We start from the raw sequence: 22,801 nt of genomic DNA, 5'->3' as shown, positions 1-22,801 counted from the left end.
CTGACAATGTCAACCACCATCCGGGAGCAGCTCGAGGAACAGGAAGAAAAAAGCCTCTCGCCCTGGGCCTGCCTGAGTAGCCGCTCCCGGGGGCGATTGTTCGGGGACAGCGATCCCTGCACCCTGCGCACCGTGTTTCAGCGTGATCGGGACCGAATTATTCATTCCAAGACCTTCCGGCGACTCAAGCACAAGACCCAGGTGTTTCTCGCCCCGGCCGGAGATCATTACCGGACCCGCCTGACCCATGTGCTCGAGGTCTCCCAGATCGCCCGGACCATGGCGGCCTGTCTCCGCCTCAACGAGTACCTCACCGAGGCCATTGCCTTGGGGCATGATCTCGGGCACACGCCCTTTGGTCATGCCGGCGAGTTCAGCCTCAACCTCCTCCATCCCAAAGGGTTCAAGCATTACCGCCAGAGTCTGCGCATTGTCGATTTCCTCGAAAACGAGGGCCGCGGTCTCAATCTGACCTGGGAAGTGCGCAACGGTATCATCAAACATTCCAAGGGCTACGGCGATATCCTCCCCGAGGGGAATGGGGAGCTGGCCGTCACCCTGGAAGGCCAGCTGGTGCGGGTGGCGGACATCATGGCCTATGTCAACCACGATATGGACGATGCCCTTCGGGCCGGCATGCTCCATCAGCAGGATCTCCCCCGCCATCTGCGAGAGGTGCTCGGCGACCGTTCTTCCCAGCGGATCAATGCCATGGTCGGTGACCTGGTGGCCACGACCCTGGCCCGCAATGATGGCCGCCTCCATCTCAGCCAACGGATGAACGAGACCATTACCGACCTGCGGGCCTTTCTCTATGACAACGTGTACCGCAACAGCCGGGTGCATAACGAGTTTGAAAAGGCGCAGCGTATCATCCGCGACCTGTACGGCTATTTCCTTGAACATGAGTTTCCGGAAACCGAGCTGGGCTCCTGCTGCCGCCTGCGCGACCCGGTCCAGTCGGAGCGGGAGGAGCAGCATCGCCATCGCCGGGTCTGTGATTTCATTGCCGGGATGACCGACCGCTATGCCCTGGATCTCTATGCCCAGATTTTCATGCCCAAACCCTGGAGCGTGCTCTGAGGGCCTGGTCTTTTCCTTTCCTTCCCAGCCCTCCGGGCAACAGCAATCCACACACATATGAACGAAACCGACACCAACACAACCGAAAAATACGATCTCCCCAAGGCCTATCAGTTTGCCGAGGTGGAACAGCGCTGGTACAGCCGCTGGCTGGAGGAAAGGACTTTCCGCGCCCGTATGGAGGATGGTCGCCCCTGTTTCAGCATCGTTATTCCCCCGCCCAATGTCACCGGGGTGCTCCATATCGGTCATGCCCTCAACAACACCCTCCAGGATCTGCTGGTCCGCTATCACCGCATGCAGGGGGACAACACCCTCTGGGTACCGGGCACCGATCATGCCGGGATTGCCACCCAGAATGTGGTCGAACGGCAGCTGGCGAGCGAGAATTTGAATCGCCATGATCTCGGCCGGGAGCAATTCATCGAGCGGGTCTGGGCCTGGCGGGAGGAGAAGGGCGGCACCATCATCAACCAGCTGAAAAGGATGGGGGCCTCCTGCGATTGGGAGCGGGAACGCTTCACCATGGATGAGGGGCTGTCGCAGGCGGTGCGGGAGGTCTTTGTCCGCCTGTACCAGGAGGGGTTGATCTATAAGGGTGACTACATCGTCAACTGGTGTCCGCGCTGTCACACCGCGCTGGCCGATGACGAGGTCGAACACGACCCCACGGACGGCAAGCTCTATCATATCCGCTATCCCCATGCCGATGGGTCCGGGTATGTGGTGGTGGCCACCACCCGGCCGGAGACCATGCTCGGCGATACTGCGGTGGCGGTCCATCCCGAGGATGAGCGCTACCAGCACCTGGCCGCCATCGGCATCAGCCTGCCGCTTTCCGGCCGCACCATTCCGGTGGTCTTTGATCACCATGTGCAGCGGGAATTCGGCACCGGTGCCCTCAAGGTCACCCCGGCCCATGACCGCGACGACTATGAGATCGGCCTCCGTCACAATCTGGAGCGGCTCAAGGTCATGGATGATCACGGGGTCATGAACGAGGCCGCCGGCACCTATGCCGGCCTGGATCGGTTCGCCTGCCGCAAGCAGGTGGTCCAGGATCTGGAAGCCCTGGGATTGCTGGAAAAGGTTGAAGAGTATCAGCACGCCGTGGGCAAGTGCTACCGCTGCACCACCGTGGTCGAACCCACCACCTCCAAGCAGTGGTTTGTGTCGGTCCGGCCCCTGGCCGACAAGGCGGTGGCCGCGGTACAGGAAGGGCGCATCAACCTTTATCCCAACACCTGGTACCGCACCTTTTATGTGTGGATGGAGAATATCCGCGACTGGTGCATCTCCCGCCAGATCTGGTGGGGGCATCGCATCCCGGCCTGGACCTGCGGGGCCTGCGGCGAGATGATCGTCGCCCTCGCCGACCCCGATATCTGCCCCTCCTGCGGCAGCACCAGTCTGTCCCAGGAGACCGATGTCCTCGACACCTGGTTCAGCTCCGCCCTGTGGCCCTTTTCCACTCTGGGCTGGCCGGAGAACACCAGGGAGCTGCAGTTGTTCTATCCGACCTCGGTGCTGATCACCAGCTTTGACATTCTCTTTTTCTGGGTGGCGCGGATGATGATGATGGGGCTCCACTTCATGGACGAGGTCCCCTTCCGTGATGTCTATCTCCATGCCCTGGTACGGGACAAACACGGCAAGAAGATGTCCAAGTCCACGGGCAATGTCATCGACCCCCTGGACATGATCGAGCAGTACGGCACCGATGCCTTTCGCTTCACCCTCACCGCCTTTGCCGCCCAAGGTCGCGAGATCCGCATGGATGAGGAGCGCATCGACGGCTACCGTCGTTTTATCAACAAATTATGGAACGCGGCCCGTTTTGCCCAGATGCATCTCAAGGAGGCCGACCCGGCCATCACCGCCCTGGCCGATGAGCCTGCGGAGCTGGCCCTGGCCCACCGCTGGATCCTCAGCCGGGTCAACACCACCATTCTTCAGGTGCGGGGGGCGCTGGACAGCTATAATTTCAATGAGGTGGCCCAGGCCAGTTATCAGTTTGTCTGGCACGAGTTCTGCGACTGGTATCTGGAGTGGATCAAAGCCGACCTGTTCAGCGACGATGCCACGGCCAGGGATCAGGCCCGGGCGGTGCTGTGCACCGTGCTCGAGCAGGTGCTCAAGCTGATGCATCCGATCATCCCCTTTGTTACCGAGGAGATCTGGAGTCAGCTGCCCGGGGAGCGGGGATTAATCATGGTCGAGCCCTTTCCCCAAACCAGGGCAGCCTGGGCCGATCAGGAGGCGGAAAGGGAGATGGACCTGCTCATGGGAGTCATCTCCGGTCTGCGTACTATCCGCACCGAGGCCGAGGTCCATCCCAGCGCCCAGATCGAGGCGACCCTGCTCTGCCCGGATGGAGACAAGCGCCGGCTTTTGACCGACTTTGCCCCGGGTATCCAGGCCATGGCCCGGGTCAAAAACCTGGTTATCGAGGCCGAGGGCAGGGTGCCCGATGATGCCGGCCACGCCCTGGTGCAGGATGTCGAGGTCGTGGTGCCGCTCAAGGGGCTCATCGATGTCGCCGGTGAGCTGGAAAAGCTGGCCCGGGAACAGGCCAAGCTGGACAAGGAGCTGGCGCGCATTGTCGCCAAACTCGGCAACGAGCAGTTCATGGCCAACGCCCCGGCGGCGGTGGTGGCCAAGGAGCGGGACAAGGAGAGTGAAATCCGTGCCCGCCTGACCAAGACCCTCGAATCCATTGAGCGTCTGCGGAAATTGCGCTGACATGGATACTTTTGTCCTTGACCCCATCCTGCGATCCTTTCTCGCCGAGGATCTCGAACATGGCGATCTCACCACCGAGGCCATCTTTGCTGCTGAAGACCGGGCCGCAGCCTCCTTTGTGGCCCGTCATCCCATGGTCGTTGTCGGCATGACCAGTGTGGCCTCGCGGGTTTTTGCCCTATTGGACCCGGAGGTCGCCTGTACCGGGGCCGTGGCCGACGGCAGTCGGGCGGCGGCCGGAACCGAGCTACTACAGATCCAGGGCCGGACCCGGACCCTGTTGCGGGCCGAGCGGGTGGCTCTCAACCTGGTGCAGCGCTTGTGCGGTATCGCCACCCTGACCGCGGCCTTTGTCGAGCAGGTGGCCGGGACCGGAGCACGGATCGTGGATACCCGCAAGACCACCCCGGGCCTGCGGCTGCTGGAGAAATACGCGGTTCGAGCCGGCGGCGGTCGCAACCACCGCTTCAGCCTCAGCGACGGGGTGCTGATCAAGGATAACCATATTGCCGCCTGCGGCTCCATCACCGAGGCGGTAAAGCGGGTGCGGCAGCGGGTACCCCACACCATCGAGATCGAGGTGGAGACCGATACCCTGGAGCAGGTGGAGGAATGTCTGCGCTGCGGGGTGGGGGTGATCATGCTCGACAACATGGATCTTGCCACCATGCGCCGGGCCGTAGCCCTCATCAATGGCCGCGCCCTGGTGGAGGCCTCGGGAGGCGTGACCCTGGAGAGTGTCCGGGCCATCGCCGAAACCGGGGTGGATATCATCTCCGCCGGCGCCCTGACCCATTCGGCCCGGGCCTGCGACATCGGCATGGATTGGCGGGGGGGGGTAGTAACGGACCCTCGCCCCGGGTAAAGACCCGTAGGAGCCCACCCCTGTGGGCGATACAGTTTCTGTCTGTGCCGAAAGTCCGAATCACCCGGAGAGGGTAGGGTGGGTACGGCTGTATCGTGCCCACGCGGTGACAGAACATTGTACAATCGCGCACCATTGTGGACGGCATCCGCACCCGCGTGGGCAGGCAAAAAGACGCCTGCCCACCCTACCCACCGGCCCGGGATAATAATCGTATCAATCCGATTTATCTTGATTTTCCCCATGAACAAACGACTCTTCATCGCCATTGATCCACCTTCTGACATCCGTGAGCAACTGACCGGGCTCTGCTGCGGTTTGCCCGATGCCCGCTGGGTGGCCCCGGAACAGCTCCACCTCACCCTGTGCTTCATCGGTGAGGTCAGCGGTTCGGTCTTCCTCGATATCCGCGAGGCCCTGGACGAGATCCGGGCCGAATCCTTTGCTCTGCGCTTCAAGGGGGTCGGCTTTTTTCCGCCCCGAGGCCAGCCCCGGGTGGTCTGGGCCGGGGTGGAGAAAAACGAAGCACTCATTACTTTGCAACGCAAGATCACCACCCGCCTCACCCAGCTCGGTGTTGCCCTGGAAAACCGCAAATTCACCCCCCATCTCACCCTGGCCCGCCTCAACCAAACCCCTCCCTCCCGGGTGGGCCGCTATCTTCAGGAACATGCTTTGTTCGCACTTCCGGAATTTCTGGTGGAGGAATTTATCCTCTATTCAAGTGTCCTGGGACGCAAAGGGGCAAGCCATACGGTTGAACAGGTCTATTCACTAACCCAGGAGCAGGGGACTGTGTAAATCGAACAAACCCCGTAGGAGCCCACCCCTGTGGGCGATACAGATTTTGTCTGTACCGAAAAGGTTGGAATCGTCCGGAGCGGGTAGGGTGGACACGGCTGTATCGTGCTCGTGCAGTGGCAGGATGTTTGTATTTCTTTAGCGTTGGGGCTGGTACCAGTGCCCGCGTGGGCAGGCAAAAAGACGCCTGCCCACCCAGCCTACTTGCTACGGAAACCATCGGTGTCGGTGTTCGTCCTATAGCCGACAAAATGTTCAGGGGTTTCGGTCAGGGGGGTGTTCATTGTTGTTCGCTGTATTACCGCATCGGTGGACAAAAAAAAGGCAAGCCCGAAGGCTTGCCTGTTCTGCAGGGGAAGGACAGGGGATCAGCTTTTACGTCTCCGAGCGATTCCAGCCAGGCCGAGAAGACCTGTGCCGAACAGCAACAGGGTGGTGGGCTCGGGGACGGGGGCGCCGACAAGCTGGCTTTGAGCTCGAGTGTTACCATCATATATATTCAACACCTTCACGATACCATTGATGGCAAAGCTATCAACGCCTTGTGTCCAATCATTGTATATCGATGAATAAGTTGTTGTTAGATTAGAAACAATGGGAGCGAGACTTTGTTCTTCCAATTCCCAAATTTTCCACTGCACGACAGCTGAATTATATTGATTACGGACTACAATATCACCAGTGCTGTTGTCTAAAAGCGTACCATTTATATAATTCCAAAAAACCCACTTGGTTTCATCTTTGAGTTTATTTCCGAATACTGTACCATCCTTGTTTGTTAATGCGTCAGTGACACTTTCAATTTTGTATTCTTTTTCTGGAAGAAAGGTCACCTGGCTTTCTAAGCAGAAAGTTCTGTAAATATTTGAATCACCATGTTCGTCCCTGACGGTTGCAGTGAATTCTCCTCCATTGTTTGCACCTCCGATAGCATTATCTACAGACAATGTGATAAATTGTCCAGCCACAGGCAAAGCCATAGCCGAAACAGCAAAGAACAGCACAAGTGTTGAAACGATCAGGCTGATTTTCAAGAAAGTTGCTTTCATATATTCTCTCCTTTTGGTTGGGTGCGTCCTTGTTCAGTGGAAGCGCTTCGAGTGATAGGTTGGCTCAACCGGTTGGAGGTTGCCCCGTCCCTGACCGTTTGGTCAAAATAATTTAACTTTGCAAAATATTAAGCAAAAAAGATGCCATTATTTAAATGTATTAATATTAACATGTTACCTATTGGGTTGGGTAGGGTGGGTACAATTTGACCGAAAAGATGGATTTATCCATAGATAAATTTCGAAAAAACGGAAAAATAAGAGTGCCGAGTAAGAAATATGGTTTTCAGGTAACTGTATTTACATGGGAATGTGCAAGTTTTACCGTTGGCCGGGTCGAAGTGTGAAATTCCGGAAATATGAACCGGTTTTGTTTGAACTGTTGTCGGGTTGTGAGACGTGGGTTTTGAAGATCGGAGGTTGGGGTGAGGTCTGAACCCTGCCGCTAAGGAAAGGGTGGGTGTGGTTTTTTCAAGTTATGGCAGACAGTTAGAGCTAGGTTATGTGCTCGGCGGGTAGGGTGGGCGCGGCTGTATCGTGCCCACGCGGTCACCGGTGGTTTTTATTTCCTCTATTCCTCGCCGTTTTGATCGATACCGGCGCCTGGGTGGTCAGGTAAACAGACGCCTGCCCACCCTGCCTGCTATTGGCTGTCCCGCTTGCTTTCCTGGTGAGTAAAGGGGCGAGAAGCTGGGGGGTTCCTTATCTGGCTTGTTTGGTTACTTTGTTGAGATTTATTTCTGTTTTTCCTGAATTCCGGCCTTGGTTTTCCTGAAAAGAGGAAAACCAAGGCCGGAATTCATTTGGCTCCAGGACTGGGGCGGGTCTGTGGCGATATTCAACCAATTGATATTGCATTTATTTTAATTATATCGATGGTTGTGCTTTGTTGTCCTGGAAAAGGAATGTTTCTTGCAAATCGTATAAATAATGTTTGTGTGAGAAGAGCTGTTGGGTTGGGACATGACTGATCTGTACTCGAGCGGCAGCAGGGTCTTTTACCTTTGTTTGCCGTTGCAGGAGCTAGGATCGATCCGCGTGGGCATGCAAAAGGACGCCTACCCACCCTACCTGGCTAATTAATAATTAAGAAGGAGAAGAGTTATGAAAATGAAAACAGGAATTATCATTGGTGCATTAACATTACTTTTGGTTTCAGGTCAAGTCCATGCAGCACCATATACATTTTATACCATATCAAATAGTAATCCTGTCGATGTGGCAATAGGTGAGTCTCAGTTGTTTATGGAAGTCATTGATCTTGGCTTTGACATTGATCTTAACCTTAATCAATTGCAATTTTATTTTACAAATACTGGCCCGCAACAATCCACGATTACAAGGATTTTTTTCGATGACACCGATCCGCGATCGTTACAATTTGTAGGACAAGAAACAGGGTTTACTACAGTAGGAACTGTTAAATTTACTCAAGCAACGAATTTACAACCTGCTTTCCCTAATGGAAATTCAATCGGCTTTGTAGTCGACGATAGGTATGATGCCAACAATCCCGGCCCACAAGATGGAATCAATATCGGTGAAGCTTTGGGAATTACTTTTAATCTCCTTGGTGACGCCACTTATAACAGCATCATTTCTTCTTTGTCAGACGGAACACTGCGGGTGGGGCTTCATGTAACAAATTTTGCAAGCAAAGGATCCGAAAGCTTTGTCAATAGCCCAAACCCCATCCCCGAACCAACCACCCTGCTCCTCTTCGGCAGCGGACTTCTCGGGCTGGCCGGATTGGGACGGAGGAAACGGAGCTGAAAATAATTCCTGAAAAACGGAAAAACAAAAAGCAGGGCCCTTCGGGGTCCTGCTTTTTTTATGGGCCTGGGTTTTTTGCTCTGCCTGATCTTGACCACTTCGGCGGCATCAGGTACATACCGGGAGCTGGTGCTATAATCCTGAATCCGTGACGGCTGGACTCTTGTTTTGGATATATCTTGCTGTAATCAAATTATAAATGAAGCGGAACCCTTGATAATACCTTTCACCAGCCGCCCTTCGGGGCGTCCGTCCGCACGCCATCTTCATTGCCCGTAACCGTCCGATAAAGTATACTTTAATCGAACGGTCACAGACAATAAAGCTGGCGCACGGACGAACACTCACGGATCCAGGATAAAAAAAGCGGTTCCGGAAATCCGGAACCGCTTGAATGAGCTGGAGGCGACGAGCGGATTTGAACCGCTGAATAATGGTTTTGCAGACCACTGCCTTACCACTTGGCTACGTCGCCTGAAGGTGTGCGGCACTTATACCATAGATTCTATTTTTGACAAGGGGAAATCCATCCCATGGGAACCACTTTGGCGGCCCTGACTCGGGACCATGAGGAAGAGTTGCAGCAGCTGCAGGAACGGATCGGTTATCGTTTCCAGGACCTGCAATTGCTGCAACTCGCTCTCATCCACAGTTCTTTTGCCTTTGAGCGGCTCGATGACGGTCGCCACAACGAGACCCAGGAGTTCCTTGGGGACGCGGTTCTCGACCTCACCGTGGGCTACATACTGTTCACCCGCTTTCCGGAGATGCGCGAGGGCAAGCTGACCCGGATCCGCTCGGCCCTGGTCAATGAGAACGGTTTGGCGGAGCGGGCCCGGGAGATCGATCTTGGTCGCTATCTGCTCCTTGGCCGGGGCGAGGATGCTTCCCGGGGCTGGGACAAGCCCTCCATCCTCTCCTGCGCTTATGAGGCCCTGGCCGGGGCCATCTTCCTCGACGGCGGCTATGAGCAGGCCCTGGCCTTTGCCCGCCGCTTTTTCGAACCTCATATCACTGAGCATCAAGAGCGACTAAGCAGCGCCGATGCTAAAAGCAGCCTCCAGGAGCTGCTTCAGGAACGCTTCAACGAAGGACCTGAATATCTGCTCGTGGGGGAGGAGGGGCCAGGCCATGCGCGGGTGTTCTCCGTCACTGTTTCTTTTCAGGGCACCATCCTGGGAAGCGGTCAGGCCACCAGCAAAAAAGAGGCGGAGCAGCAGGCGGCCCGGGCTGCTCTGGGCCACCTTCTCCAGCAGCAGGAGGAGGAGTAAGGGCTCCCCCTCCGCCGCTCATGCCCCTGGTCATTCCCGTCTTCATTCCCCATTTGGGCTGCCCGCATCGTTGCCTGTTCTGCAATCAGCATGGTATCAGCGCCCCGGCAAACGAAACGATGGACAGGGGCGGGGAGGTCACCGGTGCCGAGGTGGCCGCAATCATTGCCACCTGGTTGGCCCGCAGCCGGCCACACACAGCGAAGCAGGTGCAGGTGGCCTTTTACGGCGGTAGCTTCACCGGCCTGGCCGCGGACTACCAGGAGGAACTGCTCGGGGCGGTGCAGCCCTTTCGCGTCCGGGGTCTGGTCGGGGGGATCCGTCTGTCCACCCGGCCCGACTTCATCGACCCTGACCATCTCGAACGTCTTCTCCGTCACCGGGTCACCGTCATCGAGCTGGGGGTGCAGTCCTGCGATGACCAGGTCCTGAGACGCTCGGGCCGGGGCCATGACCATCGGGCCACCTGCACCGCGGTGGAGATGATCCGTGCGCGCGGCATGCGGCTGGGGATCCAGTTGATGCTGGGGCTGCCCGGCGATGGGTTTTGTTCTCTGCGCCGCACCGTAGGGGAAGTCATTCGCCTGCGGCCGGACTTTGTCCGCCTCTATCCCACCCTGGTCCTCCGGGGCAGCGGATTGGAGGCTCTCTACCACCGGGGAGGATACCGGCCGCTTTCCTTAAGCCGGGCCGTAGTTCTCGCCGCCTGGGTGCAGAAACGGTTTGACGAGCAGGGGATACAAATGGTACGGATGGGCCTGCAGCCCACGCTTTCTCTGGCCGAGGCTCTGGTGGCCGGTCCCCATCATCCCGCCTTTGGCGAGCTGGCCCAGGCGCGGCTCATGCTGGGCCGGACCCGGCGGGCCCTGGTCGGGATCCGTGGCGGGGAGCGGGTTGCCCTGGTGATCAATGACCGCGATCAGTCCATCTTCCGGGGCCAGCGGAGCGCCAATATGGAGCGGCTGCGCCAGTTGGGACTGCTCGAGCGCTTCAACCTGCGCACCGACCCCGATCAACCCCGCCGGACTGTGCGGCTCGAACCGTTCACCAGATAAACGTTGAGCAGGTACTGAATGGTTACCGCCCCTTGCAGGAGCCCACCCCTGTGGGCGAATTCCCGTTCGTTTTCTCAGCAGCTTTATCGCCCACGGGGGTGGGCTCCTACGGGAAGTACCAGGGGGAACGACCAAGCTCTCGTGCCTGGTGAACGTTTACTGCGGCTCGAACCGTAAGCGATCGCGGGGTTTGTAGCTGTACACTATGCCAAGTTCTTATTATTGACGCGGTCACAGGTGCCCCAGGTTTGTGCAGACCCGGTTGCCCGCTAGAGTCCTTCTCTGCGGGCAACCGGGTCCGTGCAAAAATGGGGTGCCTGTGGCCGCGTGCATCGAACCAATCTCTGACTCCGACCCATGCTCAGCATCAACGACCTCAGCCTGCAATACGGCGACAAGCATCTTTTTCGCAATGTCTCGGTCCAGATCCATGCCGGAGACCGGGTTGGGCTGGCCGGGGTCAACGGGTCGGGCAAATCCACCCTGCTGAAAATCATGTGCGGCCGGCACGAGGTCGATCCCGGCATTGTCAGCCGGGCGTCCTGGTTTTCGGTGGCCTATCTGCCCCAGGAGGTGACCATCGACCTGGGCAGCCGCAGCCTCTTTGCCGAGGCGGAAGCGGCCTTTGATGAGATCCTCGCCCAGCAGGAGGAACTCCAGCAGGTCGGTGAGCAGCTGGCCCTGTGCGATCCGGACAGTCCGGAGATCGATGACCTGCTGGTCCGTCAGGGGGATCTGCAGCATGCACTCGAAGGCTGCGATGTTTTCCGTATCCGGCCCCAGGTCGAACGGGTCCTTTTTGGCCTTGGCTTCACCAGCGCCGACCTGGATCGGCCGGTGGCCGATTTTTCCGGCGGCTGGATTATGCGCCTGCTCCTGGCCAAGCTGCTGCTGAAAAAACCGGCCCTGCTCCTGCTGGACGAGCCCACCAACCATCTTGATCTTGATTCCCTCACCTGGCTGGAGGATTTTCTACTCCAGTACCAGGGGGCCATGGTCATCATCTCCCATGACCGGGCCTTTCTCGACCGGGTGACCGCCATCACCTGGGAGCTGAGTCTGGGCAGACTCACTGTGTACCGGGGCAACTATTCCCATTATCTGGTGGAAAAAGCGCAGCGCTTCGAGCTGGAACGGGCTGCCTATGACAATCAGCAGGCCATGATCCGCCAGTCGGAACGCTTCATCACCCGGTTCCGGGCCAAATCCACCAAATCCCGCCAGGTACAGAGCCGGATCAAGCAGCTGGACAAGCTGGAGCGGATCGAACTCTCCGAGACCGAGCGGACCATTCATTTTACCTTTCCCCCTGCTGCTCCCTGCGGCCGGGAGGTCCTCACCCTGGAAGGGGTGCACAAACAGTATCAGGGGAAAGCGGTGTTCGAGGATGTCGATTTTTCCCTTCAGCGTGGCGATAAATTGGCGGTGGTCGGGGTCAACGGCGCCGGCAAGACCACCCTGCTCAAGATCATCGCCGGCCTGATCCCCGCCGATCAGGGGGTGATCAAACCGGGGCATAATGTGATCCTTTCCTATTTTGGTCAGCACCAGGCCCAGGAACTCTCCGGAGACCTGACCATCCTGGACACGGTTTATCACACCGCGGTGGACATGACCATGACCCGGGTCCGTTCCCTGCTCGGGGCCTTTCTTTTCACCGGCGATGAGGTGGACAAACCGGTGCGGGTATTGTCCGGCGGAGAAAAATCGCGGGTGGCCCTGGCCAGGATGCTGGTGCGACCGGCGAATCTGATGCTGCTGGACGAGCCCACCAACCACCTGGACATGAGTTCCCAGGAAATTCTCCAGGAGGCCATGGCCCAGTACGAGGGCACCATTATCGTAGTCTCCCACAACCGCTATTTCGTCAATTCCTTTGTCAACAAGGTGCTGGAAATCCGCAACGGCCGGGCCACCATCCACGAAGGCAATATCGACGACTATCTCGACTGGCGACGTAGGACCGAGGCCCGGGAGGGAGCCGCGCCCGCTCCGGCTGGTCCCCAGAGCGCCCCAAAGTCCGCCGATGCAAGCGATCCGGGACAGGGCGCAGATAAAAAGACCCAGCGCAAGCAGCGGGCCCAGGAACGGCAGGCACTCAACAAAAAGCTTGGCCCCTGGAAGAAAAAGAGCGATGCCGCCGAGCAGGAAATCGAACGCTACGAACGCCGCAAAACGGAACTCGAAGCCCAGATGGCGGACCCGGAACTCTATAGTGATCAGGAAAGCTGGAGCGCCACCAGCCGGGAGTACAGCCAGGTGGAGCGGCACCTGGAACGGGCCTACCAGCATTGGGAAGAGGCGCAGCAGGCCATGGAGGCCATCGAGGCCATCGAACAGCAGTAATCGGAACCCTCCACCAGCACTCCATCTACGGACGATCAGGCTGCTGTGCATAGGCTGACTATAGCCCATCAGTTTAGGTTTCCATCCTGGATCCGTGCGTGCTAGCAAGACAGGAACGCGATCCACCACCCCTTTGACCTCAGAGAAGCCATGCCTTTGCAAGGAGTGCATTTATGAAGACAAGAGCGATGAAGACAAGAGCGATTGTGATCTGCTGCCTGGTTGTTGCCTTTGGCCTGGCCTTATTCCTGCTGGCTCGGACCCCGCCCTCGGCCACCGGTCGTCATGCCCTTTACCTGCCCCAGGATACGGTGGCCACGGTCAGCCTCACCCAGCTCAACACCATCACCGATACCTTTGCCGGCAGCGCCCTGGGCCGGTTCGCCGACCGGGACAATATCCATGCCATCATGGCGGAGATGCGCGTCGATCCGACCATGCGGGCCGCCTATGACCAGATGTACGACAACCTGACCACGATGCTCGCTAACCCGGCCTTCCGGACCGTCTTCGGCCAGGATGCGGCCCTGGCCCTGCTCAAGCCGGACGCTGACCTGCTGGCCCTGGATCCGGTGGAGGCCCTGCGGGCATCGCTGGTGGTCTTTGCGGTCACTCCGGCTCCTGCCGCGCTGGACCTGTTCGCCCGGTTGGTGATGAGCGAGACCGTGACCCGGGAAAACATCGACGGCCTGGAGCTGACCCGGATCCTCGTCGACGAGGACCAGGTGATCTATGGCTATGCCGACGGCCAGACCGTGCTGCTCGCCCATGCTCCGGATGCCATCAGAACCTGCCTGGCGGCGCGGCGGAGTAACGAGCCCCTGGAAACCTTGCCGGCCTTTCGCGAGGCCGTGGCCTTCTGGGGGCCAGTGGCGCCGGCACGGACCTTTGTCCGCGCCTATATCAATCCGGCCTCTCTGAACGTTCTGCTGGCAAGATTCGAGGAGCACCCGTGGCAGCAGGGCGCCGAAATGATGCAGGGCGGGGACTACATCACCTTCATCACCCGAGGCACTGACAAGGGCCTGGAGAGCAAAGCCCGCTACAGCTACAGTTACGAACAGCTGGGCCCGACCATGCAGCGGCTTGTTGATGCCGCCTCCACCAACCAGACCCTGCACCTGCTCCAGGAGGGCATTCTCGCCTATACCTGGGCCTCGATGCCGGTGGCCACTGGACTGACCTCCTGGTTTGCCGACGCGACGGCCGAACAGTCGGCGGAAGCGGTCGCCGAGGAGACTTTGGGCGCTGCTCTATCGGATCTGGAGCGGGGGCTCGGGCCGCAGCGGGGCAGCGTTTTGACCGCGCTGGGCGGAGTGCGTATTTTTCCGGTGCCACGGGTGACTTTTTTCCTTGAAGTCAGGGATCTGGAGGTTGCCGGCGCCGTGGTCCGCAGCCTGCGGGATCGGATCACATCCTACGGCCTGGCCAGGGAGCAGCAGGAGGTGGTGGACGGGCAGATCATTCATTCCTGGCCGATCTTGCCCGGTGAGGCCGCCCAGCCCGCCCTGGTCCTAACCGAAACCATGCTCTACCTGGCCAACGGCGTGAGCGCCATCAAGGAGATTCTTGCCGCCACCACTCCCGCGGATGCCTTGCCGGATGCGGTGGTCGAACAACTCGGCGCTGAACTCAGTGAACGGATCATCCGCGCCAATTCCAGCAGCCTGGTGCTCTATCCGGAACGGATGTCCCAACAGAGCCATGATCTGATCCAGTGGATCAACGGCATTGTTGCCGTCACCAGCAACCTGTCCATCACCCGGCTCAGCCGGGAACTCAATGAGGTGCTGCGGGCCACTGAACTGATCGTCATGACCACGGATCTTTCCCATGAGCAGGCGCAATGGGACCTGACCATCACCACCACCCCGTAGGAAGAGGGAATTGGGTGACCGGTCAGCGGAGGACACCATGACCGAAAGCATACACAAGTCTGCCGACCTGGCAACCGGTCGCGTCGCAGCCGGTCATTTGTGGCTTTTTGAGTCCTATCATCTCGAATTGGCAATATTTTTCTGGAAAATGCAGGGAAGGAGTCGCACAAAAGGCCTTCGGATCTCGCAGCGATCAGGGGGAAAACTCTTGCCTAACCGGCTGAATTCAGGGTAAGGATGCACACCTGACAAAACCGGAGATCATGGGGCCTCACGCTGGTGTCCATCCCTACCCACAGGATGTTCGGCTGAGCTTGCCCTTTCTGGTCCCGTGCGGCATGAACAGACATTTTATTATCAGCCCCGTTTCCCGGGCACAACGAGGAGGAGTACCGTGGTGTTTGATTCAGAGACGAAGCTTTGGCTCTCGGGCAACGAGGCGATTGCCCTGGGTGCCTGGGAGGCCGGGGTTACGGTGGCATCCGGCTATCCGGGAACGCCGTCAACCGAGATCATGGCCAACCTGTCCCGCTATGAAGGCGTCTATACCGAATGGGCCCCCAACGAAAAGGTCGGCCTGGAAGTGGCCATCGGTGCCTGCTTCGCCGGCGCCCGCGCCCTGGCGACCACCAAACATGTCGGCCTCAATGTGGCGGCTGATCCCTTGTTTACCGCAGCCTATACCGGTGTGCGCGGCGGGCTGGTGATCCTCAATGCCGACGATCCCCAGATGCACAGCTCACAGAACGAACAGGACAACCGCAACTACGCCTTTGCCGCCAAGCTGCCCATGCTCGAGCCCTCGGATCCGGCCGAAGCCAAGGAAATGATGGCCCGGGCTTATGCTCTGAGCGAACAACTGGACACCCCGGTGATCGTCCGCATCACCACCCGCATCGCCCATGTCAAGGGAGTGGTGGCCAAGGGGCAGCGCCAACCGCCTCCTGAACCCTCCATCGAAAAGGTGCCGGCCAAGCTGGTCATGCTGCCCGGTAATGCCCGGGTGCGCCGCAAGGCGGTGGAAGAGCGCATGGCCGCCGCCCGTGACCTGGCGGAAACCCTGCCGGAAAACCGGATCGAGCCCGGCAGCGGCTTGCGAGGCTTCATCACCTCCGGGGTTCCGTATAACTATGTCAAGGAAGCCTTTCCCACCGCCCCGGTCCTCAAGCTGGGTATGGTCTGGCCCCTGCCGGAGCAAATGATCCGCGAGTTTGCCGCCTCGGTGGAGGAGGTGATTGTGGTGGAGGAGCTCGATCCCTTCCTCGAAAACCACCTCAAGGCCATGGGTATTGCCTGCCGCGGCAAGGACATCATCCCCGGTCAGGGAGAGCTGAATTCCTTCATTGTCCGCAAGGCAGTGGAGCCCGAGTCCATCGGTGAATTGTTTGCCCCTCTGGACCTGCCCATGCGGCCGCCGAACATGTGCGCCGGCTGCCCGCACCGCGGCCTTTTCTACGGGTTGTCGAAGATGAAGGATGTCTTTGTCTCTGGCGATATCGGCTGTTACACCCTGGGCTTTCTGCCGCCGCTTTCCGCCATGGATGCCTGTGTCTGCATGGGGGCCTCGGTGACCATGGCCCACGGCATGGCCAAGGCCATGGGTGAAAAAGGCGAGGGGAAAATCGTGGCCGTGCTTGGTGATTCCACCTTCCTCCATTCCGGCATCACCGGCCTGCTGAACACGGTCTATAACAAATCTTATGCCTCGGTGATCATCCTTGACAACCGCACCACCGCTATGACCGGGCACCAGGAAAACCCGGCCTCCGGCCGCAATATCCTGGGGGAAATCGCCCCGGCTGTGGATCTGGAACAGCTCTGCAAGGCCCTTGGCGTGGCCCGGGTGGTGGTGGTCAATCCCCATGATGTTCAAGAGACCCGCAAGGTTCTCAAAGAGGAGGTCGCGGCTCCCGAGGCCTCGGTGATCATCAGCCGGGCCCCTTGTGTACTTCTTCCTGAAGAGGTCAAGCGGCCCAAACCGGTGTATTTCACCAATCTCGACAACTGCACCGGCTGCAGCCTCTGTGTGCAGATGGGTTGTCCGGCGATCAGCTGGACCCCGCTCACCCCGGAGGAGGCCGTGGCCCGCGGGTATCGGGAGAAACAGAAGGGCTTTGCCCAGATAGCCGAGGTCCAGTGCCTTGGCTGCGGCCAGTGTGCCGCGGTCTGTGCATTCGACGCGATCACCAGAAAGGAGGCCAGGTCATGAAGCAAAGTGGGAACATTCTCTTTTCCGGTGTCGGCGGGCAGGGGATTCTGCTGGCCAGCGAACTGACCGCCTATGCGCAGCTGGCCGCCGGTTTCGATGTCAAAAAGAGCGAGGTCCATGGCATGGCCCAGCGCGGCGGCTCGGTGGAGGCGCATCTGCGCTACGGTGAGAAAGTCTACTCGCCCCTGATCGAACTCGGGGCAGCCGATATTCTGGTGGCCTTCGAGATCCTCGAGGCGGTCCGCTACCTGCCCTATCTGCACCGGGACAGCGCCGTGGTGGTCAACACCCAGAAGATTCTGCCCCCGGCGGTGGCCCTGGGGAAAGCGACTTATCCAGTTGATATCCTCAACGAACTCAAGTCCCGCCATATCAAGGTCGTGGCCCTTGATGCCTTTGCCGTGGCGGATTCGGTGGGGGAACTCCGCACCGTCAACGTGGCCATGGTCGGGGCCATGTCCAATTTTCTCGCTGTCGATCCGGAGATTTTTCTTCAGGTGATCGACACCGAGATCAAGGAAGAGTTCCGTGAGGTCAACAAGAAGGCATTTGCCGCCGGACGGGCTGCGGTGCATGCTTGACCACCGCACATCCGTGAGCAACAAGGAGCAGAAATCATGTGGGTGGAAGAAATAGAAACCCTGCCACGCTCGGGCCTGGATTCAATCCAGCTCAAAAGGCTGCAGGCCCTGGTGCACCGGGTGTATGACAAGGTGCAACCCTATCGGAACAAGATGGACCAGGCCGGGATCCGGCCTGATGCAATCCGTACCCTGGCCGATCTGCGCAAACTGCCTTTCACCACCAAGGACGATCTGCGGGCCAGCTATCCCTTCGGCCTCTTTGCCACCCCCATGGATGACGTCATCCGGGTACACGCCTCCTCCGGTACCACCGGGCAGTCAACCGTGGTCGGGTACACGGCATCGGATATCAATCTCTGGGCCACGGTCATGGCCCGTTGCCTGACCATGGCCGGGGTCACCCGGGGCGATATGGTGCATAATGCCTATGGCTACGGCCTGTTCACCGGCGGCCTGGGTGCCCATTACGGTATCGAGGCCCTCGGCGCCACGGTGATTCCGGTCTCCGGCGGCAATTCCCGGCGGCAGGTGACCATCATGCGAGATTTCGGCTCCACGGTGCTGTTGTCCACCCCCTCCTATGCCCTCAATCTGGCCGATGCCATGGCCGATGTCGGCATTACCGCGGCGGAGCTGCGGCTGCGGGTCGGTATCCACGGGGCTGAACCCTGGAGCGAGAGCATGCGGGAAGAAGTGGAGCGCAAGCTGGGCATCAAGGCGGTGGATATTTACGGCCTTTCCGAGATCATCGGTCCCGGGGTTGCCATGGAGTGCCTGCATACGGAACACGGCATGCACATCCTGGAGGACAATTTCCTCCCTGAAATCATCGACCCCGACACCATGGAACCCCTTCCCTATGGCGAGGCCGGGGAGCTGGTGTTCACCACCCTGACCAAGGAAGCCTTCCCGCTCATCCGCTATCGGACCAAGGATATTTCCCGCCTTTTCCTTGAACCCTGCGGCTGCGGCCGCACCCTGGTGCGCATGGAAAAGGTGACCGGTCGAACCGACGACATGCTCATCATTCGCGGGGTCAACGTCTTCCCCTCCCAGGTGGAGCAGGTTCTGGTCGGCATCGAGGGGGTTGAGCCCCATTACCAGATCGAGGTCACCCGGGACGGTAACCTCGACATCATGGCGGTCCTGGTCGAGGTCAGCGAGCATATTTTTTCCGATGAGATCAAGGTGCTGGAAAACCTGAGCCGCAAGATCCAGGCGGATATCAAGGATATGCTCGGTGTCACCTGCAAGGTGAAACTGGTGGAGCCCCGTTCCATCCAACGTTCGGAGGGTAAGGCTCAGCGGGTGATCGATAAACGGAAGCTCTGAGTCACGACGCACCACAACAGCGTCGACCGGTCAATACAACCTGGAGGATCACTTATGCGCGTGGAGCAGATAGCGGTATTTCTGGAGAATAAATCCGGCCGCCTGGCTGAAATCACGAGAATTCTGGCTGAAAACGATGTCAATATCCGGGCGCTTTCTGTGGCCGATACCGCCGATTTCGGCATTCTTCGCCTCATTGTCGACAAGGTGGACAAGGCCAAGGAATCTCTGCGCGCCGGCGGCTTCACGGTGGGCAAGACCAATGTGGTTGCCGTGGAAGTACCGGACCGTTCCGGCGGCCTGGCCAGCGTACTTAAAGAGATCAACGAAGTCGGCATCAATGTCGAATATATGTACGCCTTTGTCAATAAAAGCGGTGAAAACGCCGTGTTGATCTTTCGATTCGATGAGATGGACAAGGCGATCGATGTCCTGCGGGACAAAGGATTTACCCTCCTGTCCGGTGCGCAGATCTGTGCCCTGTAAACATTCCGGCAGGATTGACGTCGTGCTGAGGTTGGCGCGGCGTTTTTCTACGTTCATTCACGCCAAAAAGGGGGAAGCATGAGTCAAGGAATACAATACATTATCGTAGCACTCTCTGTCGTCTGTCTGTTGCTTGGGTCGTCGTTGTCGGCCCTGGCGGAAACCATAAAAATAGGGGCCATCTTTGCCGTGACCGGCCCGGCCTCCTTTCTTGGCGGCCCGGCAGCCAGGAGCGCCGAAATGCTGGTGGAGCAGATCAATCAGGAAGGTGGCATCAACGGCCAACCCATTGAATTGATCATCAAGGATTCCGCCGGCAGTTCCGAACGGGCGGTCTCCTTTGCCCGGCAACTCATCGAGGAGGAGCGGGTGGTGGCGATCGTCGGCCCTTCCACCTCCGGTGAGTCCATGGCGGTTAAAATAATCGCCGAAGACGCCAGGACCCCGCTGATTTCCTGTGCCGCGGCCGAGGTGATTGTGGATCCGGTGGCCCGCTATGTTTTTAAAACACCGCAGAAGGATTCTTTTGCCGCCCAGAAAATCTTCGCTGAGATGCAGCGGCTCGGTATCGACACCATTGCCATTGCCGCAGGTAATGACGGATTCGGCAAGGCCGGCAAGGAACAGCTGGAAAAACTGGCGCCAACCTTCGGCATCACGGTGGCAGCTTCCGAAACTTATGACAGCAAGGCCACCGATCTCAGCGCGCTGGTAGCCAAGCTCAAAGCCAATCCCAATATCGGTGCGCTGGTAAACTGGTCCATTGTCCCGGCTCAGGCCATTATTGCCAAAAATATACGGCAGTCCGGCTGGGATGTGCCGCTGTTCCAGAGCCATGGATTCGGCAATATCAAATATGCGGAAGCCGCCGGTGTTGCCGCCGAGGGCATTATCTTTCCCAGCGGCAGGCTGCTGGTTGCCGATTCCCTGCCGGAAGACGACCCTCAGAAGGCCATGCTGATTCAGTACATAACCGAGTATGAGACCAGGTTTCAGGAAAAGGCATCGGCCTTCGGTGGTTATGCCTATGATGCCGTCAACATCGTTGTTGAGGCAATCCGCCAGGCCGGCAATGACCGGGAAGGGGTGCGCGACGCCATCGAGGGACTCCAGGATTTTGCTGGGATCGGCGGTGTTTTTTCCTTCTCACCGGAGGACCACAACGGGCTGGACATCGATTCTTTTGTCATGCTGACCGTCAAGGATGGCAAATTCACCCTCTATGAGAGGCAATAAGGTACGATAAAAACGGTGGACATCAGCTGGTGTCCACCGGGGTATTCCTTCACCATGAGTCTTGATCTTTTTTTTCAGTACCTCTTTGCCGGCATCACCTATGGCTCCATTTATGCCATTGTCGCCATAGGGTTCAATATCATCTATAATACCACCGGGATCATCAATTTCGCTCAGGGTGAGTTCGTCATGCTCGGCGGCATGATCTCGATTTCCCTGTTGCCCTTCATGCCCCTGCCTCTGGCAATTGCCGGGGCTGTAGCCATAACCATGGTGATCGGGGCTCTGATGGAAATCTGCTTCATCCGTTGGCTGGAGAGTCCCTCGGTGTTGCGGATGATCATTATCACCATCGGGATTTCCATCCTGCTGCGGGAATCGGCCCTCCACATCTGGGGCGAGTCCATTCGCAGCCTCCCCTATTTTTACGGGAACGAAATCAGTGCCTTTACCATCGGCAGTGTCCGTTTTTCGCCGCAGGTGCTCTGGGTGATCATAGCCTGCGGCCTGATGGTGATCGCCTTGAGTATCTTTTTCAAGATGACCCCCGTTGGCCGCGAAATGCGCGCCTGTGCCGCTAATCGGACAGCAGCTCTGTTATGCGGGATCAGTACCCGCAACATGGTGACCCTGTCCTTCATGCTCAGTGCCGGCATCGGCGCCCTGGCCGGATGCGTCATGTCCCCCATCACCTATACCCAGTATGACATAGGCACAACCCTGGCCATCAAGGGATTCACGGTGGCCATTCTTGGCGGTCTGGGGAATTATCCCGGGGCGGTGGCGGCCGGAATTCTGCTCGGTACCCTCGAAGCCTTTTCTATTTCCGTGGTCCCCCTGGCTTTTCAGGATGCGGTGGCCATCACCATTCTCCTGCTCATTCTCTTTATCAGGCCGCACGGACTATTTGGATCCAGCGAGGCAGCACGGCTGAAGGATTTCTGATGAAAAAACGGAAACATCTCGGTATCGTCGGTCTCTGCCTGCTGGTGGTGGGCATTCATCTCTACACCGCCCAGACCGGGACCCAATTTTACCTGACGCAGTTGACCATGGCCGCCTATTACGGCCTGCTGGTGATCGGTCTCGGTGTCCTCATGGGCTATGCCGGACAGATTTCCATTGGTCACGCCGGTTTTTTCGCCATCGGAGGTTATCTGTCCGCGGCGCTCACCACCCACAACCTGCTGCCCTTTCAGGACAGGCCCCTGGTTGAGCTGTTGGATAACCTCGGCCTGCTGCAGCCCTCTGTGGACCTCTACGGCGGAGCCCTGCTCACCGTTGTGCCCTGGGCAGCCTGTCTCTTTGCCATGTGCATGGCCGCGCTGATCGCCTTGATCATTGGTATTCCGGTGCTCAAACTGAAAGGGCATTACCTGGCCATGGCGACCCTGGGCTTTGGCATGATCATTTACCGGATACTGCTGGCCACTCCCTACTTCGGTGCGGCGGATGGCATTTCCGGGGTGCCGGCCTTCACCCTGGTGCCGGCCATTGGCTCCTTTGAACCGATCGTGGTCAGCGGCGCCTTCGGTCTGCGGGTCATGAACTTTTATTTGGCCTTTGGCTTCCTGATCATCGGCATGATTCTGCTCCTCAACCTGATCGATTCCAGGTCCGGGCGAGCATTGCGGTCGCTGCACGGTTCCGGGGAAGCGGCCGAGGCTTCCGGCATCGATACCGCGGGCTTCAAACTGCGGGTCTTTGTGCTCAGTGCCGTTTATGCGGCTCTGGCCGGGGTGATGCTGACCCACTATAACGGCGGTATCGGCCCCAGCGAGGCCTCGGTGATGAAGTCGGTGCGCTATGTGGCCCTGGTGGCGGTAGGCGGCATGACCAATCTCTGGGGGATCTTGATCATGGGCGTGGGTTTGACCTTCCTGTCCCTGCGTGGGGTGTTCGGTGTCTATGATGATGCCGTTTTCGGCATGATCCTGATTCTGGTCATGCTCTTTGCTCCCAATGGTATCCTCAGCCTGCGGATACAATCGGTTCTGCATCGTCTTTTTCCCCGTGGGTCCGGAAACGAGCCTATGGAAAAGCAGCACCGGTCAGCAGAAAGCCCTGGGTCTTGAGGGAAGTAAAACGAGGA

General features: G+C 58.5%; 17 protein-coding genes and 1 tRNA gene. 16 read left to right on the top strand and 2 right to left on the bottom strand.

Annotation, left to right across the window (positions count from 1 at the left end):
• The first annotated feature begins 6 nt into the window (after window positions 1-6).
• From JWG43_RS03630 to thpR, 4 genes are all read left to right on the top strand, one after another.
• On the top strand, window positions 7-1,083 hold the full coding sequence (locus JWG43_RS03630; protein ID WP_205241453.1) for a deoxyguanosinetriphosphate triphosphohydrolase: 1,077 nt from the start codon (window positions 7-9) through the stop codon (window positions 1,081-1,083).
• A 57-nt stretch (window positions 1,084-1,140) separates the two neighbouring features.
• The gene (locus JWG43_RS03625) at window positions 1,141-3,825 is read left to right on the top strand and encodes a valine--tRNA ligase (RefSeq protein ID WP_205241452.1); all 2,685 of its coding nucleotides are present in this window, start codon (window positions 1,141-1,143) and stop codon (window positions 3,823-3,825) included.
• Between the two features lies 1 nt (window position 3,826).
• Window positions 3,827-4,690 carry a carboxylating nicotinate-nucleotide diphosphorylase gene (nadC, locus tag JWG43_RS03620; RefSeq protein WP_205241451.1) on the top strand — a complete coding sequence of 288 codons (864 nt, stop codon included), beginning with the start codon at window positions 3,827-3,829 and terminating at the stop codon, window positions 4,688-4,690.
• Between the two features lie 243 nt (window positions 4,691-4,933).
• Window positions 4,934-5,491, top strand: coding sequence for an RNA 2',3'-cyclic phosphodiesterase (gene thpR / locus JWG43_RS03615; protein WP_205241450.1), 558 nt, complete (start codon window positions 4,934-4,936; stop codon window positions 5,489-5,491).
• 368 nt (window positions 5,492-5,859) lie between these two features.
• On the opposite strand, the gene JWG43_RS03610 is transcribed toward thpR, so the two are convergent.
• Window positions 5,860-6,540, bottom strand: coding sequence for a PEP-CTERM sorting domain-containing protein (locus JWG43_RS03610; RefSeq protein ID WP_205241449.1), 681 nt, complete (start codon window positions 6,538-6,540; stop codon window positions 5,860-5,862).
• 1,104 nt (window positions 6,541-7,644) lie between these two features.
• On the opposite strand from JWG43_RS03610, the gene JWG43_RS03605 reads away from it, so the two are divergent.
• Complete coding sequence (locus JWG43_RS03605; RefSeq protein ID WP_205241448.1) at window positions 7,645-8,313, top strand: PEP-CTERM sorting domain-containing protein; 669 nt, start codon at window positions 7,645-7,647, stop codon at window positions 8,311-8,313.
• A 400-nt stretch (window positions 8,314-8,713) separates the two neighbouring features.
• On the opposite strand, the gene JWG43_RS03600 is transcribed toward JWG43_RS03605, so the two are convergent.
• Window positions 8,714-8,788: transfer RNA gene (locus JWG43_RS03600), tRNA-Cys, on the bottom strand.
• Between the two features lie 58 nt (window positions 8,789-8,846).
• On the opposite strand from JWG43_RS03600, the gene rnc reads away from it, so the two are divergent.
• The 11 genes from rnc to JWG43_RS03545 all read left to right on the top strand — a co-directional run bounded on the left by rnc (window position 8,847) and on the right by JWG43_RS03545 (window position 22,784).
• The gene (gene rnc / locus JWG43_RS03595; RefSeq protein ID WP_205241447.1) at window positions 8,847-9,584 is read left to right on the top strand and encodes a ribonuclease III; all 738 of its coding nucleotides are present in this window, start codon (window positions 8,847-8,849) and stop codon (window positions 9,582-9,584) included.
• 20 nt (window positions 9,585-9,604) lie between these two features.
• Complete coding sequence (locus JWG43_RS03590) at window positions 9,605-10,639, top strand: elongator complex protein 3 (RefSeq protein WP_205241446.1); 1,035 nt, start codon at window positions 9,605-9,607, stop codon at window positions 10,637-10,639.
• Window positions 10,640-10,996: 357 nt separating this feature from the next.
• The gene (gene abc-f / locus JWG43_RS03585; protein ID WP_205241445.1) at window positions 10,997-12,985 is read left to right on the top strand and encodes a ribosomal protection-like ABC-F family protein; all 1,989 of its coding nucleotides are present in this window, start codon (window positions 10,997-10,999) and stop codon (window positions 12,983-12,985) included.
• Between the two features lie 173 nt (window positions 12,986-13,158).
• On the top strand, window positions 13,159-14,862 hold the full coding sequence (locus JWG43_RS03580) for a hypothetical protein (RefSeq protein ID WP_205241444.1): 1,704 nt from the start codon (window positions 13,159-13,161) through the stop codon (window positions 14,860-14,862).
• A gap of 394 nt (window positions 14,863-15,256) precedes the next feature.
• The gene (gene iorA, locus JWG43_RS03575) at window positions 15,257-17,071 is read left to right on the top strand and encodes an indolepyruvate ferredoxin oxidoreductase subunit alpha (protein WP_205241443.1); all 1,815 of its coding nucleotides are present in this window, start codon (window positions 15,257-15,259) and stop codon (window positions 17,069-17,071) included.
• Window positions 17,068-17,652 (top strand): indolepyruvate oxidoreductase subunit beta, encoded by a 585-nt coding sequence (locus JWG43_RS03570; protein ID WP_205241442.1) that lies wholly within the window; start codon window positions 17,068-17,070, stop codon window positions 17,650-17,652. Before iorA ends, JWG43_RS03570 begins: the two co-directional genes overlap by 4 nt.
• 33 nt (window positions 17,653-17,685) lie before the next feature.
• A complete protein-coding gene (locus JWG43_RS03565; RefSeq protein WP_338033229.1) occupies window positions 17,686-18,987 on the top strand; it encodes a phenylacetate--CoA ligase family protein in 1,302 nt (433 codons plus the stop codon).
• A gap of 54 nt (window positions 18,988-19,041) precedes the next feature.
• A complete protein-coding gene (locus JWG43_RS03560) occupies window positions 19,042-19,473 on the top strand; it encodes an ACT domain-containing protein (RefSeq protein WP_205241440.1) in 432 nt (143 codons plus the stop codon).
• Between the two features lie 78 nt (window positions 19,474-19,551).
• Entirely contained in the window at window positions 19,552-20,709 is a 1,158-nt protein-coding gene (locus JWG43_RS03555) for an ABC transporter substrate-binding protein (protein WP_205241439.1), read from the top strand.
• Between the two features lie 15 nt (window positions 20,710-20,724).
• Complete coding sequence (locus JWG43_RS03550; protein WP_338033224.1) at window positions 20,725-21,654, top strand: branched-chain amino acid ABC transporter permease; 930 nt, start codon at window positions 20,725-20,727, stop codon at window positions 21,652-21,654.
• Window positions 21,654-22,784 carry a branched-chain amino acid ABC transporter permease gene (locus tag JWG43_RS03545; protein WP_205241438.1) on the top strand — a complete coding sequence of 377 codons (1,131 nt, stop codon included), beginning with the start codon at window positions 21,654-21,656 and terminating at the stop codon, window positions 22,782-22,784. Before JWG43_RS03550 ends, JWG43_RS03545 begins: the two co-directional genes overlap by 1 nt.
• Window positions 22,785-22,801 lie beyond the last annotated feature (17 nt).

The sequence above is a fragment of the Desulfobulbus alkaliphilus genome (genome assembly GCF_016918545.1).
GTDB classification, from domain to species: domain Bacteria; phylum Desulfobacterota; class Desulfobulbia; order Desulfobulbales; family Desulfobulbaceae; genus Desulfobulbus; species Desulfobulbus alkaliphilus.
Note: the sequence above shows the minus strand (reverse complement) of the source record. Positions and strands in the feature narration are given on the sequence as shown.

Coding starts and splice junctions, on each gene's coding strand:
- JWG43_RS03570 (WP_205241442.1), top strand. CDS start 17,068: ATGAAGCAAAGTGGGAACATTCTCTTTTCCGGTGTCGGCGGGCAGGGG.
- JWG43_RS03545 (WP_205241438.1), top strand. CDS start 21,654: ATGAAAAAACGGAAACATCTCGGTATCGTCGGTCTCTGCCTGCTGGTG.
- JWG43_RS03630 (WP_205241453.1), top strand. CDS start 7: ATGTCAACCACCATCCGGGAGCAGCTCGAGGAACAGGAAGAAAAAAGC.
- JWG43_RS03610 (WP_205241449.1), bottom strand. CDS start 6,540: ATGAAAGCAACTTTCTTGAAAATCAGCCTGATCGTTTCAACACTTGTG.
- rnc (WP_205241447.1), top strand. CDS start 8,847: ATGGGAACCACTTTGGCGGCCCTGACTCGGGACCATGAGGAAGAGTTG.
- nadC (WP_205241451.1), top strand. CDS start 3,827: ATGGATACTTTTGTCCTTGACCCCATCCTGCGATCCTTTCTCGCCGAG.
- abc-f (WP_205241445.1), top strand. CDS start 10,997: ATGCTCAGCATCAACGACCTCAGCCTGCAATACGGCGACAAGCATCTT.
- JWG43_RS03605 (WP_205241448.1), top strand. CDS start 7,645: ATGAAAATGAAAACAGGAATTATCATTGGTGCATTAACATTACTTTTG.
- JWG43_RS03555 (WP_205241439.1), top strand. CDS start 19,552: ATGAGTCAAGGAATACAATACATTATCGTAGCACTCTCTGTCGTCTGT.
- JWG43_RS03560 (WP_205241440.1), top strand. CDS start 19,042: ATGCGCGTGGAGCAGATAGCGGTATTTCTGGAGAATAAATCCGGCCGC.
- JWG43_RS03590 (WP_205241446.1), top strand. CDS start 9,605: ATGCCCCTGGTCATTCCCGTCTTCATTCCCCATTTGGGCTGCCCGCAT.
- thpR (WP_205241450.1), top strand. CDS start 4,934: ATGAACAAACGACTCTTCATCGCCATTGATCCACCTTCTGACATCCGT.
- JWG43_RS03625 (WP_205241452.1), top strand. CDS start 1,141: ATGAACGAAACCGACACCAACACAACCGAAAAATACGATCTCCCCAAG.
- JWG43_RS03580 (WP_205241444.1), top strand. CDS start 13,159: ATGAAGACAAGAGCGATGAAGACAAGAGCGATTGTGATCTGCTGCCTG.